The sequence below is a fragment of the Thermodesulfobacteriota bacterium genome (assembly GCA_035559815.1).
In the GTDB taxonomy this organism is placed as follows: Bacteria; Desulfobacterota_D; UBA1144; order Nemesobacterales; family CSP1-2; genus DATMAT01.
Map to the genome: position 1 here is coordinate 25645 of DATMAT010000070.1, position 16004 is coordinate 41648.

The window sequence follows — 16004 nt, forward strand, 5'->3', positions numbered from 1 at the left end:
GCTTTAATTCCCAACTGGCTTTATGTATCATTAGATTTCGTAAAGTATTCAAACTATGGTTCCGGTTAGACTATCCTTGAAGAATTTCCTGAGTTATGGCGATTCCGTCCCCCCTCTCGATTTTAAGGAATTCAACATAGCTTGCCTCTCCGGAAAGAATGGACACGGGAAATCCGCACTTATCGACGCTATGACCTGGGCGCTTTGGGGAAAGTGCCGGGTAAAAAATAAGGATGAGGTTATAAAAAGGGGCGCCAGTGAGTCCGGAGTGGAATTCGAGTTTGAGGTTGAAGGAAATCTTTACCGTATTCTCCGGTCGATAAAAAGAGGGAGAGGGTCGCAGTCCACCGGTTCTCTTCAACTCCAGATATTCGACCGCGGTTTGGGGGGTTTTAAGCCCCTTGCCCAGGATAATAAAGCGAGGACCGAGGTGGAGAAGGTACTAAAAATGGACTATGACTCTTTTATTTGTTCTTCGTTCATTCTCCAAGGTAGGGCGGATGAGTTCACAAAGAGAACCCCGGCGGAAAGAAAGGAAATCCTGGGAAGTATCCTGGAACTGGATAAATATGAAAGGCTTGCCCGGAAGGCCAGAGAGCTGGCCCTGAAATCAGGGGTAGAAGAGGAGTCTCTTCGGAGGGAGGAAAACCAGATTGGGTATGAAATTGGGCGTAAAGAGGAATTACTAAAAAAACTGGAAGAGGTCAAAACCAAAGAGGAGGAACTCACCGGAGAGCTACTGGCGGCCGAGAAGTCCTATGAAGCGCTCATAAGGGAATTGGAAGCAATAAACGCAAAGATGGAAATCTACGATGGGCTAATTCGAGACAGGAAGGAAACCGAGGAGAATAGCATTAGTCTTGACCAGGAGCTAAATAAGATAACGGCGGCGATTGAAAGGGACAAAGAGGTTATTGCTAAAGAGGGTGATATCCTCGAGGGTTATGAACAGTTGGAAAAAGCGAGAGAAAAGGAGAAGGTTTATTCTGAGAAGCTGATGGTTTATACGAAACTTCTAAGGGAAGGCGAGAAATTGGAGCGGGCCATCACCGAGGAGAGATACAAAATAGAGAAGAGGGTAAGCTCTTTAAAGGGAAAGGAGCGGGAGCTTCAAAGAAGGCTCGACCAGGTCGGAGAGCTTATAAAGAGGGAGAAAGAGATTGTAGACGGATTCAAAAAATTCCTGGAGGTAGAGAGCCGGCAGGTGGAGTTAGAACGAAAGAAGCAAGTATTTGATGAACTCAAAACCAGGTCAAACCAATTAGAGAACGAAATTCAAAGAGTCCGGTTCCAGGTCGAGGCGCAAATAAAAGAGGTCGAATCAAGGATCAAGGATCTTCGTCAAAGAGCGGGGGATGTGGAAAGGCTAACTATAGAGTGTGAGGGGTTGAGGGCTAAAATTAGAGACAACGAGGGAATACGAGTCCAGGCAGAAGCCTTGAAGGAGACGCTCAAGAAAATAGGTGAATCCAAGAAGGAATCGAGCTGGAAAGAATCCGAATTAAAGAGAAAGCTGGAAGAGGAAAGACAGAAGCTGGCAATCGTCAGGTCTGAGGCGGAAAAAGCGCAATGCCCTCTTTGCCAGTCTCCTCTAGAGGAGGAGGCTAGAAAGGCGCTTATGGAAAAGTTTGAGAGATCTATCAACGAGCTTCAAAATGCTCTCAGGGAAGAGCTGGAGAAGTTTTCCAGTCTTGGGGAAGAGGAAAATGGGGTCATTTCTCGGATAAAACAGATTGAATCGGGGCTAATGGACATATCCATTCTCAGCAAGGAGCTAGGGGAAAAGGAAAAAACCCTGGCTGATTCGAAATCTGCCCTTGGAGAATTGGAGACCGCAGGGAAGGAACTTGAGTATTTAAAGGACACTCTCGGAAAAGAAAATTTTGCTCTTGAACTTCGAGAAGAGTATAAAAAGTTAAAGCTTCAGATGGAAGGCTTAGACTACAAAGAATCGGAGCATGAGGAGCTTAGGAGAAGGCTGGAAGCACTCAGAAGTTTTCAGGTGGAGCACCGGCTGCTGGAGGAGGCGCAAAGGAGTAAGGGGGATATAGAGAAAGAGCTTGCCCATACCCAAAAAGATATTGCCTATCAATCGAGACTGATCGACCAGGGTCTTTATGCGCTTGAGCACAAAGATAAGCTCGCCAAGATTAAGATAGAAATCGACCAGGTCGGGTATGATGAGGAAAAACACAAAGAGATAAAGAGCACCCTGCACAAACTGGAGAGATTCTCCAGGGAAAAAGAGAACCTTAACAAAGCTAAGGTGAGCTTAACTCACCGGGAAAGGGAGAGGGATAGCATTCAAAAAAGGATAAACGAGGATAGAGAGAGGATTCAGAGGATCGAGAAAGAAATAAAAGACCTGGAGGAAGTGGTGAGCCAAAGCCGGGATCTTGAGGATAAGAGAAACGCTTTTCAGGAGAAGATTTTCAGATATAAAAGAGACAAGGATACCGTGCTGGAAGAGAAGAGCAGGGTTTTCAGTGAGCTTGAGAGAATCATAAAATTAGAGGACAGAAGGGGACAAGTATTAAAACAGATAGAGAAATTCGGTTATGATTTGACCGTTTATCAGGAGCTTGAAAAGGCCTTTGGCAAAAACGGCATACAGGCGCTTATAATAGAAAACGCGGTACCGGAGATTGAGGTCGAGGCCAATAATCTCCTGTCGAAACTGACCGAGGGAACTATGACTCTTAGCCTAGAGATGCTGAGGCCGACCCAGAAGGGCGGGGAGAAGGAGACACTTGATATCAAAATAGCCGATTCATCGGGTACTAGAAGCTACGAGACTTATTCCGGGGGAGAAGCTTTCCGGATAGACTTTGCCTTGAGGGTAGCAATCTCCAAATTCATCGCCAACCGTTCTGGTGCTCAGCTTAGAACCCTGGTGATAGACGAGGGCTTTGGCACTCAGGATAAGGACGGGCTCGGCCAGTTTATCCAGGTGATAAATGCGATAAAGGACGATTTTGATAAGATTCTGGTGATTACTCACGTCGACGACTTGAAGGACAAATTCCCGGTGAGAATTGAAGTTACCAAAGAACCGGGGAGGGGGTCTAGCTTCGAAGTTCTTCATTCATAGGATATGAACTGGTTAGACATTGCCATATTGATAATAATTGGATTGTTTACACTCCTTGGTTTCATGCGGGGATTGATCAGGGAGGTAATTTCCGTAGTTGCACTGATCGGTGGAATAATAGCCGGTGTGATGTTTTACGACTTAGCCGGGGATATATTCATTAGTTACGGCCTCCTGAAAAACAAGCCTATGGCCAGCATAGCCGGGTTCATAGCCACAAGCCTGGTCGTCTATATATTATTCCAGATACTGGGCTGGATGCTGACCAGGATAATAGGGACGTTGAGTCTGAGCTGGCTTAACCGAGCATGCGGGGGTATGGTAGGGGCAATAAAAGGAATCGTCATTGCTTTTTCACTCGTTTCAGCAGTAGGTTTTTTCTTCTCTCCAAAAGAGCCTCCCTTCAGAGATTCGACCATGGTTCCCTATATCGAAGAATCGTTCACTGCCCTTAAGGAAACCGTCCCTGAGGATTTTAGTGACGGGATAATTCGAGTAAAGAAACTAATCCAGGAAAAAGGGCTAACAACGGCATTCAAAGAAGCGGAGAGGATTAGAGAGACTTTCAAAGATGAAACCACGGAGAAGAAGGAAACAAAGAAGAAATAAACTGACTATAAGCCGTAGAAACGGCGTCCTTTCACCTTAAACCGGGGACCAACACAGGAGGGAGCCCTGGCTACGTAAACGAAGCTAGAAACCGCTCAAATGCAGGGTGTGGCTACATAACCGGTGGGAATGTCATCCCTGGGTTTAGCCCACCAAACTGGTGTTAGAAGCTATTCCAGTTTTACCTTTTGCCAGGAAGTTCCCTTGCCTTGAAACTTTGGGTAATATTAGGGTTATGATCGGTATTTTGACCCTCGATGAATTCATTATTCAAAGACAGACGGAGTTTCCTTACGCCACCGGTGAACTGTCCCGACTTTTGAGGGATATCGGACTCGCGGCTAAAATCGTCAATAGAGAGGTGAATAAAGCGGGATTGGTGGATATATTGGGTACGGCAGGTACCATGAACATACAGGGGGAGGAGGTTAAAAAACTAGACGTTTTTGCCAATAAGAGGTTTATAGCCGCTCTACAATTAGGCGGGGAGTGTTGTGGCATCGCCTCTGAAGAAAACAAAGATATCATAGCAGTGGATAATGAAATATCTAAGGACGCAAGATATGTAGTGGCTATAGACCCGTTAGATGGTTCCTCGAATATCGATGTCAACGTATCGGTTGGCACTATCTTTTCAATTTATCGGCGCATTTCTCCTCCGTCCAGTTCTTGTACTATAGAAGATTTCCTGCAAAAGGGCTCGGAGCAGGTTGCGGCCGGCTACGTTGTATATGGCTCGTCCACTATGTTGGTATATACGACTGGACATGGAGTTAATGGATTTACACTGGATCCATCAATCGGTGAGTTTTGTCTTTCTCACCCCAATATGCAAATACCGAAAACCGGAAAGATATATTCGATCAATCAGGGGAACTTTGTTAGCTTTCCAGAAGGGGTTAAGGAATACGTCAGGTACTGCAAGCATGAAGATAAGTCTACTAACCGTCCCTACTCCTTGAGGTACATAGGCTCGATGGTGGCGGATATTCATCGGAACCTGATAAGCGGGGGCATCTTTATTTATCCGGCCACGAAGGATTCGCCCCGCGGAAAATTAAGACTCTTATACGAATGTAATCCCATGTCATTCATCGTCGAGCAAGCCGGAGGCAGGGCCACTGATGGATTCAGGCGTATTCTGGATATCGAGCCTAAGGAGTTACACCAAAGGACACCTATCTTTATTGGCTCTGAGGAAATGGTTCTGAAAGCAGAGGAATTTATGAGAAAGTACTCCGCATAGTGGTTAGACGTGCATAGGGTAATGGCTATGCAACCTAAATCAACTGTTAATTCAAGCCAGACTTAACCAGTTAAGACAATAGCACAGCTCAGGTAATAGGAACTATAGGGAACGCATATATGCGTTCCCTAAGAACGATTAGGTAGAGGCGGAATGGGTTTTCTAACCTTTTGCATCAATTAATGTGGGTATTCCACAGCGTATGGTCAATAGAAAGTGCCGGCTATCTATCCATAGTTGCTAAAAACTTAAATTTTCACGCCACGGTAATGTCTTTATTGAGATAGACATCCTGGACGGCGTGAAGCAACTCAATCCCCTCTTTCATCGGTTTCTGGAAGGATTTCCTACCTGTAATCAAGCCCATTCCACCGGCTCTTTTGTTTATCACCGCCGTTCGCACCGCTTCGGCAAGGTCGCTCTGGCCTGTAGATTCGCCGCCTGAATTTATCAACCCGGCCCGGCCCATGTAGCAATTTATCACCTGGTAGCGGGTCAAATCTATTGGGTGGTCTGAGGTGAGTTCGGTATAAACCCTTTCATCCGTTTTCCCGAATTTTAACGCCTTGAAGCCTCCGTTATTTACGGCCTGTTTCTGTTTGATTATATCCGCCTCGATCGTTGCGCTTAGATGATTCGCCTGTCCGGTCAAATCCGCAGAGAGATGGTAATCCGCTTTATCTGTCTTGAAGGCTGGGTTTCTCAGGTAAGCCCAAAGTATGGTGACCAATCCTAGGCTATGAGCATAGTGGAAGGCCTCCGTTATCTCCTGAATCTGGCGGGTGCTCTCCTCCGAGCCGAAGTATATGGTAGCACCGACTGAAACTGCTCCCATCTGGAAGGCCTGGTCGACGTTGGCGAAAAGAATCTGGTCGTACTTGTTGGGATAGGTGAGTAATTCGTTGTGGTTGATCTTCACGATGAAAGGAATTTTGTGAGCGTACTTTCTAGATACCGAGCCTAAAACTCCAAGTGTTGAGGCCACCGCATTGCATCCGCCCTCGATTGCCAGTCTAACGATGTTTTCCGGGTCGAAGTAAATCGGGTTTGGAGCAAAAGAAGCACCGGCAGAGTGTTCTATTCCCTGGTCCACCGGTAAGATCGACAGATAGCCGGTACCGGCTAAACGGCCGGTGTTGAAGAGCAGTTGCATATTCCTTAAAACGGCAGTAGGACGGTCAGAGGGAATTAGTATGTCATCTATAAAGGAGGGTCCGGGAAGATGTAGTTGTTCTTTAGAAATGGTCTTGCACTCGTGACTCAAGAGATAATCGGCTTCGTCTCTTAATAATTCGACTATCGAGGCGGTATCGGATTTGAAAGAAGTTCTAACTCGTGCCATTTTTTTCTACCCCCTTATTTTTTATTTTTGCCGACTGCTGATTAACCAAAGTTTAATGTGATAGAAGCGTCACTGACCAAATTTCAAACTACAAACAAACTCTAATTTCCAAATACTGAATTTACTGTCATTACTCTATTAAAAGATTTTGAATTTATTACTTCGAGATCGTTTGAGATTTGTGATTTATTATTTGGAATTTTGGTTTCATTCGTGCTCATATGTGTTAATTCGTGGCTTGTTAATTATTATTCTCTCTTATCATTTAATATCGAGATTCCGGGGAGTTCTTCGCCGCCCAGAAATTCTAGTAAAGCCCCGCCGCCGGTAGAGATGTGCACTATCTCTGAATCCAGAACTTCGGATTTTCTGAGTGCGGATATAGTTTCGCCACCGCCCGCCACCGTGGTAGCTCCCCTCCAGGTGGCCAGGGCGACCGCGCGGGCAACGTGGGTCGTGCCTGCGGAGAAATCGGCTACTTCAAAAACCCCCATGGGGCCATTCCAGAAAATTAATCCGTTCCCCTGAATCTGCGATATATACCGGCCCACAGTCTTGGGCCCGATATCAAACCCCTTAAACTCTTCGGGAATCTCCTGGTCCACGACCATGAGGGTTTTCCGCTTTTCGATGCTTTCCGCAACCACATGGTCTATAGGGAGATAGATCTTCTCCTGGTAGTTTTGTAGCGCATCTTTGGCCCAATCTATCATCTCGTCTTCTGTAAGGGAGCTTCCTACGTTTACCCCCTTTGCTTTGAGAAAGGTGTAGGCTACTCCACCCCCAATGAGTACCTTGTCTGCTTTTTCGATAAGATTTTTAAGGGCGCTTATCTTGTCCTTAATCTTTGCCCCTCCCACGATTACTATAAAAGGGTGCTCTGGGTTTTCTTTGAGTTTAGTCAGGAATTTCAACTCCTTGTTGACCAAGAATCCGGCCAACCTTAAATCAAAGTGAGAAGTCATACCATAAGTAGAGGCATGTTTCCGGTGGGATGTCCCAAACGCATCGTTTACGTATATATCGGCTAAAGACGCAAGCTGCTTGGAGAATTCAGATTCATTCTCGGTTTCTTCGATATGAAATCTCAAATTCTCTAGGAGCATCACCTCTCCTTCTTCCAGGTCGTCAACCTCGCTTTTTACTTCCCTTCCTATCACCTTTCCGATGAATTTCACCGGTTTGCCCAGAAGCTCGGAGATTCGTGAGGAGACTGCCCTTAAAGAAAGGTCCTGTATCGCTCTTCCCTTGGGTCTTCCCAGATGAGAGCCCAGCACGACCTTTGCCCCTTTTTCTACGAGGTAATCGATGGTGGGGATTGCCCTTCTTATTCTGTAATCTTCGCTTATTATTCCGTCTCTGATCGGCACATTAAAGTCGACCCTTACAAACACCCTTCTTCCTTCAAATTCGGAGTCGGGCAGGTCTGAGATAACCATTTTGGACATGAACTCTTATCTCCCTATGAGTTCGATTAGGTCGACTACCCTGGAGGAATATCCGTACTCGTTGTCGTACCAGCCTATGACCTTGACCAGGTTGCCGCCTACGACCGAGGTAAGGGATGAATCAAAGACCGCTGAGTGGGAGTCGCCCACGAAATCGGATGAGACCAGTTCCTCGTCGGTATATCTCAAGTAACCCTTGAGTTCTCCCTCGGCAGCCTGTTTAAACTTCTCGTTGATTTCCTCTACGCTTGTATTCTTTTCGACCTCGCAGCTAAAATCCACTACCGACACATCGGCGGTCGGCACCCTTAAAGCCACGGAGCTCAATTTGCCCTTCAACTCCGGGAATATCAATTCAATTGCCTTAGCCGCTCCGGTGCTGGTCGGGATTATAGATAAAGCGGCTGCGCGTGCCCTTCTCAGGTCTTTATGCGGGGCGTCCAGAATTCTCTGGTCGTTGGTGTAGGAATGAATCGTGGACATTTCACCCCTCTTGATCTTGAAGTTCTCATGAAGTACCTTGACCAACATGGCGAAGCAGTTGGTGGTGCAAGAGGCATTGGAAACGACGTGGTGTTTTGCCGGGTCGTACCGGTCGTGGTTAACGCCTATCACTGCGGTGAGGTCAACTTCTCCTTTCGCAGGTGCGGTAATTAGCACTTTCTTAACACTGCCTCTCAGGTGGGATGAAGCGGCCTCTTTCGAGGTGAAAAGCCCGCTTGCCTCCACAACCACGTTTGCACCGACATCTTCCCAGGGGATTTTTTTCGGGTCCCTCTCGGAAAATACCCGGATGGTTCGCCCGTCCACCAGGATATGACCGTTTTCTGATTTAACATCGCCTTTGTATGGACCGAAAATCGAGTCGTATTTAAAGAGATGAGCTAACGTTTTTGCATCGGTAATATCGTTAATGCCTACAAAATCTATATTTTTTCTGCCAAGACCGATTCTAAGAACGTGTCTTCCTATTCTCCCAAAACCGTTAATACCTACCTTTATTGACATTTTTTCCTCCGGAAGATTGTCTTTAGTGGGATAAGTCTAATTACAAATTACCCCTTTTGAACTTTGGAGTCAAGGTTTTAGGGTCTATTACATATCAATCTAAAACTTGAATTTAGCCTAATTACCAGATATTTTTGAGGTCTCATGTCAAAGAAAAGGGTTGCGGTTTTAGGGGCAAGCGGCTATACCGGGAGTGACCTGCTAAGGTTTCTTCTTCTTCATCCTAAAGTTGAGGTAGTATACGCAACTGCGGAAAAACATGCCGGAAAAAAGATCTGGGAAGTGCTCCCCCACCTTCGGGGTTTTTATGACCTAGAGCTTCAACCTCTTGATACAAGGTTAATTCCTGACGAGGTCGAAGCCGTGTTTGCCGCCCTTCCTCACGGAGCCTCGGCAAAAGTGGTTCAGGAACTGGTGGAGAGAGGAAAGAAGGTTGTAGACCTGGGAGCGGATTTCCGGCTCAGTTACCCGGTTTATAAGGAATGGTACGGGGAACACCATTGCCCGGAGCTTATAAATGAAGCGGTCTACGGGATCACCGAGCTTTTTGAATCCAGGATTGCTAAAGCCAGGCTCGTGGCCAATCCGGGATGCTATCCGGAATCGGCCATCCTTGGGCTGGCCCCTCTTCTAAAAAATAAATTGATAGAGGCGGACTCAATTATTGTAGACTCAAAATCAGGCGTCTCTGGAGCGGGGAGGTCGCCAGAACTCGGCCTTCATTTCTGCGAGGTGAACGAGGGTGTTAAGGCATATAAGGTGGGAGAACATCGCCATACGCCGGAGATCGAGGAGGTGCTTTCGAGCTATTCCGGGCTGGATGTAAAAGTTTCATTCACCCCTCATCTAATTCCTATGGACAGGGGAATACTCTCGACAATTTACGTGAGGCTGAAAGAGGAAATAAAAACCGGAGAGCTTCTTCATTTGTATGGCCGCTTCTATGAAGACAAAAAATTCGTTAGAATCACACCGGAAAAAACCTATCCATCCACGAATGATGTCAGAGGCTCAAACTTCTGCGATATCGGAATGAGGGCAAATCCAAGGAACAAGACTGCGGTCGTAATCTCCGTCCTCGACAACCTGGTAAAGGGCGCCTCCGGCCAGGCTATTCAGAATATGAACGTCATGATGGGGTTTGACGAGTCTCTCGGCCTGGACATGCCTCCGGTGTTTCCTTAGTGTTATCCAGGCGCGAAGCGACCAGGATGAGTAATTCTTATTTCCTATTACCAGTGTAAATTGGTTCATTTCCTTTTCCCCCATTCATTCATACTCCCACACCTCCATACGCCCATACCCCCACACTCCCATACTCCCTTATTTCATCTTTTCACAACACGGCCGTCGATTGCAGCTAGCTTACCCCCCCCTATTTTGTTCTAGGTATCGTGATGATTCTTTTTCTTCTTTAGAAAAACAGTGGGGTTATCTTCATCAAAATCCCATTTAAGAGGATTATTACGTATATATTCCCTGATTTTTCGTAGCGATTCTTCATCTCGGATTACATGGTCATGAAATCTTGATTGCCAGGAAAAACGGATTTTTAGCATCCTATTATTTCATAGGTGCATCTTCCTTTAAACCAGCGAATTATCTTGAATAACGAGCGTTCTGACAGCATTGGATTCTGTCTAATTGTAGAGACGGGATTAATCCCGTCTCTACAATTAGTTGCATCTTTATCATTTCGTTTTTCAATTGTTACAATCCCATGAACATGATTTGGCATAATCACAAATTCATCTAATTTAACATTATGAAATTGCCGAGGGATTTCTAGCCAATATTGCATGACCATTTCTCCAATTTTAGATAATTCCATTTTCCCAACTGCGATCTCACCAAATACACATTCCCGATTTTTCGTACAAATCGTCACGAAATAATGACCAAAAGAGGAATAATCCCATTCCTTTAATCGGGTGGATTCGGTACGGTATTTGCCTTTGTATAAACCTGTGTCAGACATTGTTTCTCAGGAGACGCCATGAATGGCGTCTCTACGAATCGTTCTTATTCTTTGCACAATGTTGGGCAAAACATTTATTACCCGATCTACATCCTCCTTCTTCGTAAATCTTCCCAGGCTGAACCGGAGGGATGAAACAGCTTCTTCCCTGGTCAGTCCCATAGCCAGGAGCACATGCGAGGGCTCGACGTTTCCCTCGGAACAGGCGGAACCGGTCGACACTGCAATTCCTTCGAGGTCGAGATTCATTACCAGCGAGTCACCCTCTGCTCCATCAAAACTCAAGTTGAGTGTATTGGAGAGCCTTTTTTCCGGATGGCCGTTCAGTTTAACCCCATCTATCCTCTCCATGATTCCTCTGCAGAGTTCATCTCTCAAGCTTTTTATTCGGTATTCCGACTCCTGACTCCTGACTTCTTCTTTTGCAATCTCGCAAGCTTTTCCCAGTCCTACAATCCCGGCCACGTTCTCTGTTCCAGAACGTCTTCCTCTCTCCTGCCCGCCTCCGTGGATTATTGGCTTTAGGAACAGGCCATGGCGTGTTCCTACATTGGTTCCTATGTAAGTAGCACCCACGCCTTTCGGCCCGTATAGCTTGTGGCCGGAAATGGAAAGAAGGTCAACAGGGATATTCTTCAAATCTATCTCCATCTTTCCTGCTGCCTGAACGGCGTCGGTGTGGAGGATAACTCCTTTCTCTTTAACTATCTCGGCAATCTCTTTAATCGGCATGATTACCCCGGTTTCGTTGTTGGCAGACATGACGGAGACCAGAATGGTTTGGTCGGTTATGGCGTCTCTAAGCTCATCTAAATTTATAAGTCCATCTTTATCGACGCTCAGGTATGTGACTTTAAACCCTTGGTCTTCGAGGAATCGGAAGGTTTCGATCACCGAGGCGTGTTCTACCTGGGTGGTGATTAAATGATTTCCTTTCTCCCTTAAACCAATTGCCACGCCCTTTATGGCGAAATTGTTGCTTTCACTTCCGCAGGAGGTGAAAACGATCTCCTTGGGTCGAGCTCCGAGGAGTTCTGCAACCTGTTCTCTGGAGTTGTCGAGTGCGGCTTTACCTCGACTTCCGAAGGAATGAATGCTCGAAGGATTGCCATATTCCTCTTTGAGGTAAGGAATCATTGCCTCAAAAACCCGAGGGTCGACAGGAGTTGTTGCATTGTAGTCTAGATATATTTTTTTCATGGTTTTTTAGATTTTCGAGCGAAGCCAGGTATGTAATATAGTCTAAATAAGAGATTTCATTTTGGTTAATGTTATAACCTAGTTAGCAGGTTTCTAATATAGTCCTAAATTGCAGGTCCTACTGAATATCTATTCAGTCCCAACGATGTTCCAGTTACGTCGTATTTAGTATTTAGCGGATAACTACATCCGCTCATCCTGAGTTTATCGAAGGATGAAGTATTCTTATTCTCCATGAGAGACGTTCTTCGACAGGCTCAGAACGAGCGGGTTCTTTTAACAGATTGAAAGAGTTTTGTAGCCTCTTCATGGATAAGCTTGTAACTAATTGAGTTTTACCATACTTCAAAGAGAATCATGACCCGTGATACTGGATCTTTTTACGATTTTCGTATTATTACTTTGTCTTTACCACTTTGAGGACTTTATTCTCTTGTTTGGTTTTTTCCAACTCGGACTCCAAAGAATTAATCCGCTTCTCTAGTTCCTTCATCTGGTCGGCCAGGGATTGGATAGCGCGTTCTTCGGGGTCGGGAAGCTTGTTGTGCTCAAGGCCGGGGTAAACTTCCCTCAAGGCAGTCTTTCCTGGGACACCTACCACGGTTGAGTTAGGCGGGACATCAGTAATTACCACAGAATTAGCTCCTACTTTGCTGTTGGCCCCAACAGTTAACGGGCCCAGAATCTTCGCCCCCGCTCCGATCGTAACGTTGTTTTCAATGGTCGGATGCCTCTTTCCCCTGGTAAAACTGGTTCCGCCCAGAGTAACCCCGTGATAGATGGTTACGTTATCTCCTATTTCGGAAGTCTCTCCAATCACCACGCCCATGCCGTGGTCGATGAAAAAGCTCTTTCCGATCTTGGCCCCGGGATGAATCTCGATTCCGGTAAGGGCGCGAGAAATATGAGACAGCACCCTTGCTAGAAATTCCAAATGGTTATTCCATAGCCAGTGGGACATACGGTGAAGGACTATGGCGTGGAAACCGGGGTAGGCAAATATGACTTCGAGGGAGCTTCTTGCGGCTGGGTCTCTCTCGAATACAGCATTAAAGTCTGATTTGACTTCATCCAGAATTCCCATGCTTTTTATTCTAACTCCGAATAACTAAAAAACAAAGAAACCGGTCAAAAGGTCTATTTAAACTATTTTATATCGGGTTTATTGGTTACAATTCCATCTACCCCGATCTCCTTTAACCTTTCCGCCCTTTTTTGATTGTCAACGACCCAGGTAAAAAGGAACATGCCGTTCCGGTGAACCCTTTCCACAAGGCCCTTGGTGACCAGATAATGAAACGGGGCGATAATATTCACCAGGGATTCTTTTCCGTTTCCCACGGCATTAAAAGGGAGAAGAGAGATAAGTCCGGTGGATACCCTAGGTTCAAGCGCCTTTACGTTTTTAACCAATTTGCTATGATAAGAGACTATAACCACGTCTTGAAACAAGTCATTTTCTCTTATTAGATTAACAATCTTTTCCTCGGTTCCTCCTTCTTTTAGCTCAACTACAAACCTTGTTTTCCCTTTACCGAAATCAATTACTTCCTCGAAGGTGGGAATCTTCTCTCCCTTTCCAGCGTCCAGTTTCTTCAGTTGACCGAGCGTCATTTCTCTTACCAGGCCGGTTCCATCGGTTGTCCTGTCCACCTTTTTATCATGTATGACTATCAAATGTCCATCCGAAGACAGCCTTATATCAAACTCGATTAAATCGGCTCCCATATCCAGTGCCCGCCGGAAAGAACGAAGGGTGTTTTCAGGCTCGTATGCACTCGCACCGCGATGGGCAATTTTATAGAAATGGCGTTTTTGGCTATTTTGCATAAGGTTAATATACCTGAGCTACACGAGTCTCGTTGCAATATACTTGGGAAACTGTAGAATGATAACCCAAATGAATATTCCGTTAAAGGATTTCTTTTATCTCATTAGACCTGCTCAATGGGTTAAAAACCTGTTGATTTTTGCCCCTCCTCTATTTGGCGGCGTGCTCTTCACCCATCATGAGGTATTCTTAAAGATGATCCATGCTTTTTTTGCCTTTTCTTTTGCCTCCTCTGCTGGGTATATAATTAACGACTTGTTCGACAAGGAGGCTGACAGCCTCCATCCGCAGAAGAAAAATCGCCCCATAGCATCGGGAAGGGTAACCGAGTCTCAGGCATATCTCCTGATTTTTATAACCCTGGCCATATCTATCGGGCTTTCCTTGAAGTTCGGCCAATATTTCATTCTGATAATAGCTCTTTACCTGATACTCGACGTTGCCTACTCCTATTTTCTCCAACATATCCTCATCGTCGATGCATTTTGTATAGCTCTCGGGTTTGTATTCAGGATTGAAGCGGGGGGTGTGGCCTCCAAGGTGCAGATTTCCATCTGGCTTCTTTTGGTAACCTTTCTTCTTTCTCTGCTACTGGCATTCGGCAAGAGGCGTTTTGAGCTGGCGTCATTTGACAACTCAACCTCCCATCGGAAGGTGCTGGCGAAATATACGGTGAACTTTCTTGACACTACCCTGGCCATATTTTCCACTACGGCCATCGTGGCGTATTCGATATATGTGGTGGATAGAGGCCTGAGAGGAATAATAGTGACGGTGCCCTTTGTTATCTACGGGGTTCTCCGCTATATGTATCTGGTGCAAACGAACGCAAACGGCGACCCGACCGATGCCCTGCTCAAAGATAAAGGGCTCTTCATATGTGTATTTCTCTGGGTTGTGGTAACGGCCATTATTATCCACCTTAACGATATCATGCGGTTTCTAAAATAAATTAGGTCTTGACGGTATCAATACATCTGAAGATTCATTTATTCCAGGTTCATCCTCTCGAAAACTGAGAACCGAAACACCTACCAGTTAACATTCCAGCGAAGCCTATCCCCGCGTGCGCAGGGAAGGGCAATATCACATGTCGTCATTTTCGTGGAAGCGGGAATCCAGTTTTAAAAAATGGATCCCCGATTAATATGTTCGGGGATGACAAAAAATATGGATACCCGATATAGTTTGTTCCCGCATGTCATAAGCGGTGAGTATTCGGCTATAGCAGTTGGGAGAGTTGCCCAATTATACACTGTTACCTACCGGAACAGGTCGTCATCGGGTTTTCTGATGAGCTCCCCTGCCCCTTTGCCCCCTCTCTCGAATGCGTAGCCTCTTACTACGACCACCGGGACGGAATCGTTTTTACCCATGACCAACCCGGCGGCCCCGGCGATTTCGTCGGCAACGGCAATGAGAGTGGCTTTGAGTTCGTAGCCCTTTAAATCGAGCTTCGTTCGGTAGTCTTTTAACGGTTTCATTCCCCAGCATCCGATAGCAATCTCTGTAAGCCCGTCGCGCCAGGGTCTTCCTACTGTGTCTGTGATTATAACCGCTACTTCTACACCCAGTTTCTCTTTGAACCCTTCCGCCAGTTTTTTTGCCGATTGGTCCGGGTCAATTGGTAGAATGGTAACTGTATCTCCACCCGATACATTCGACGCATCGACGCCGGCGTTTGCGCATATTATGCCGTGTTTCGTCTCGGCTATTAATCTCCCCTTATCCATCTTGACGATCCTTTTCGATTCGGAGAGCACTACTTCTACCATGCGCGCGTCTTTATTCCATTCTTTAGCAAATTTAATGGCAAATGTAGAAGGTGTTATCTCGCTAAGTTTAACAATTCTGCCCTCTGCCTTTGAGATTATCTTCTGGGCAAAAACTATTATGTCTCCGTTTACTATGGAAATATCTTGTTTGAAAAAAGCATCGGTCACTATATTAATAAGGTCATCTCCCGGATTTATCTCCGGAATGCCAGGGATGGGAATGATGGAGATAGTTTGTGGGCGGGAACTCATTGTGATTTTCCGATGTTCATTATAACGGAAGTTTAGGTGTGGGGGAAGAAAACTTTCATTTAGCTAGTCTAAATTAATAGAATAAAACACTGCTGTCCAAAATAATCAGGTATCAAGAAATCCATCCCCGTAAAACAAGGCTTTTAGACAGATAAAACCTCCTTTTCAAAACCAGGTTACCCCTCTTTTGTCTGTTTACTCTGCATATGCTGTCCAAATCACAT

The 16004-nt window shown here is 45.7% G+C and carries 13 protein-coding genes; 5 read left to right on the forward strand and 8 right to left on the reverse strand.

The window, feature by feature from the left end; genetic code table 11:
• Positions 1-55: 55 nt before the first annotated feature.
• The 3 genes from VNN20_16415 (at position 56) to fbp (ending at position 4946) form a co-directional block, all read left to right on the forward strand.
• A complete protein-coding gene (locus VNN20_16415; GenBank protein HWP93774.1) occupies positions 56-3091 on the forward strand; it encodes an AAA family ATPase in 3036 nt (1011 codons plus the stop codon).
• A gap of 3 nt (positions 3092-3094) precedes the next feature.
• Positions 3095-3700 (forward strand): CvpA family protein, encoded by a 606-nt coding sequence (locus VNN20_16420; protein HWP93775.1) that lies wholly within the window; start codon positions 3095-3097, stop codon positions 3698-3700.
• Positions 3701-3935: 235 nt separating this feature from the next.
• Positions 3936-4946 (forward strand): class 1 fructose-bisphosphatase, encoded by a 1011-nt coding sequence (gene fbp / locus VNN20_16425; GenBank protein HWP93776.1) that lies wholly within the window; start codon positions 3936-3938, stop codon positions 4944-4946.
• 256 nt (positions 4947-5202) lie between these two features.
• On the opposite strand, the gene VNN20_16430 is transcribed toward fbp, so the two are convergent.
• The 3 genes from VNN20_16430 to gap all read right to left on the reverse strand — a co-directional run bounded on the left by VNN20_16430 (position 5203) and on the right by gap (position 8744).
• Positions 5203-6288 (reverse strand): class I fructose-bisphosphate aldolase, encoded by a 1086-nt coding sequence (locus tag VNN20_16430; GenBank protein ID HWP93777.1) that lies wholly within the window; start codon positions 6286-6288, stop codon positions 5203-5205.
• Positions 6289-6536: 248 nt separating this feature from the next.
• On the reverse strand, positions 6537-7736 hold the full coding sequence (locus tag VNN20_16435; protein HWP93778.1) for a phosphoglycerate kinase: 1200 nt from the start codon (positions 7734-7736) through the stop codon (positions 6537-6539).
• A 6-nt stretch (positions 7737-7742) separates the two neighbouring features.
• Positions 7743-8744 carry a type I glyceraldehyde-3-phosphate dehydrogenase gene (gap, locus tag VNN20_16440; GenBank protein HWP93779.1) on the reverse strand — a complete coding sequence of 334 codons (1002 nt, stop codon included), beginning with the start codon at positions 8742-8744 and terminating at the stop codon, positions 7743-7745.
• A gap of 144 nt (positions 8745-8888) precedes the next feature.
• Between gap and argC the strand changes: the two genes are divergently transcribed.
• Positions 8889-9929, forward strand: a complete 1041-nt coding sequence (gene argC, locus VNN20_16445) for an N-acetyl-gamma-glutamyl-phosphate reductase (protein HWP93780.1) — start codon at positions 8889-8891, stop codon at positions 9927-9929.
• A 367-nt stretch (positions 9930-10296) separates the two neighbouring features.
• On the opposite strand, the gene VNN20_16450 is transcribed toward argC, so the two are convergent.
• From VNN20_16450 to VNN20_16465, 4 genes are all read right to left on the reverse strand, one after another.
• Positions 10297-10722, reverse strand: coding sequence for a transposase (locus tag VNN20_16450; GenBank protein HWP93781.1), 426 nt, complete (start codon positions 10720-10722; stop codon positions 10297-10299).
• A gap of 6 nt (positions 10723-10728) precedes the next feature.
• The gene (gene nifS, locus VNN20_16455; protein ID HWP93782.1) at positions 10729-11922 is read right to left on the reverse strand and encodes a cysteine desulfurase NifS; all 1194 of its coding nucleotides are present in this window, start codon (positions 11920-11922) and stop codon (positions 10729-10731) included.
• A 397-nt stretch (positions 11923-12319) separates the two neighbouring features.
• Positions 12320-13006, reverse strand: a complete 687-nt coding sequence (gene cysE, locus VNN20_16460) for a serine O-acetyltransferase (GenBank protein ID HWP93783.1) — start codon at positions 13004-13006, stop codon at positions 12320-12322.
• 62 nt (positions 13007-13068) lie between these two features.
• Entirely contained in the window at positions 13069-13752 is a 684-nt protein-coding gene (locus VNN20_16465) for a glycerophosphodiester phosphodiesterase family protein (GenBank protein ID HWP93784.1), read from the reverse strand.
• Between the two features lie 70 nt (positions 13753-13822).
• Between VNN20_16465 and VNN20_16470 the strand changes: the two genes are divergently transcribed.
• Positions 13823-14704 carry a decaprenyl-phosphate phosphoribosyltransferase gene (locus VNN20_16470; GenBank protein ID HWP93785.1) on the forward strand — a complete coding sequence of 294 codons (882 nt, stop codon included), beginning with the start codon at positions 13823-13825 and terminating at the stop codon, positions 14702-14704.
• A gap of 311 nt (positions 14705-15015) precedes the next feature.
• Here VNN20_16470 and cofE read toward each other — a convergent pair whose 3' ends face one another.
• Positions 15016-15780, reverse strand: a complete 765-nt coding sequence (gene cofE, locus VNN20_16475) for a coenzyme F420-0:L-glutamate ligase (protein HWP93786.1) — start codon at positions 15778-15780, stop codon at positions 15016-15018.
• Positions 15781-16004: the final 224 nt, after the last annotated feature.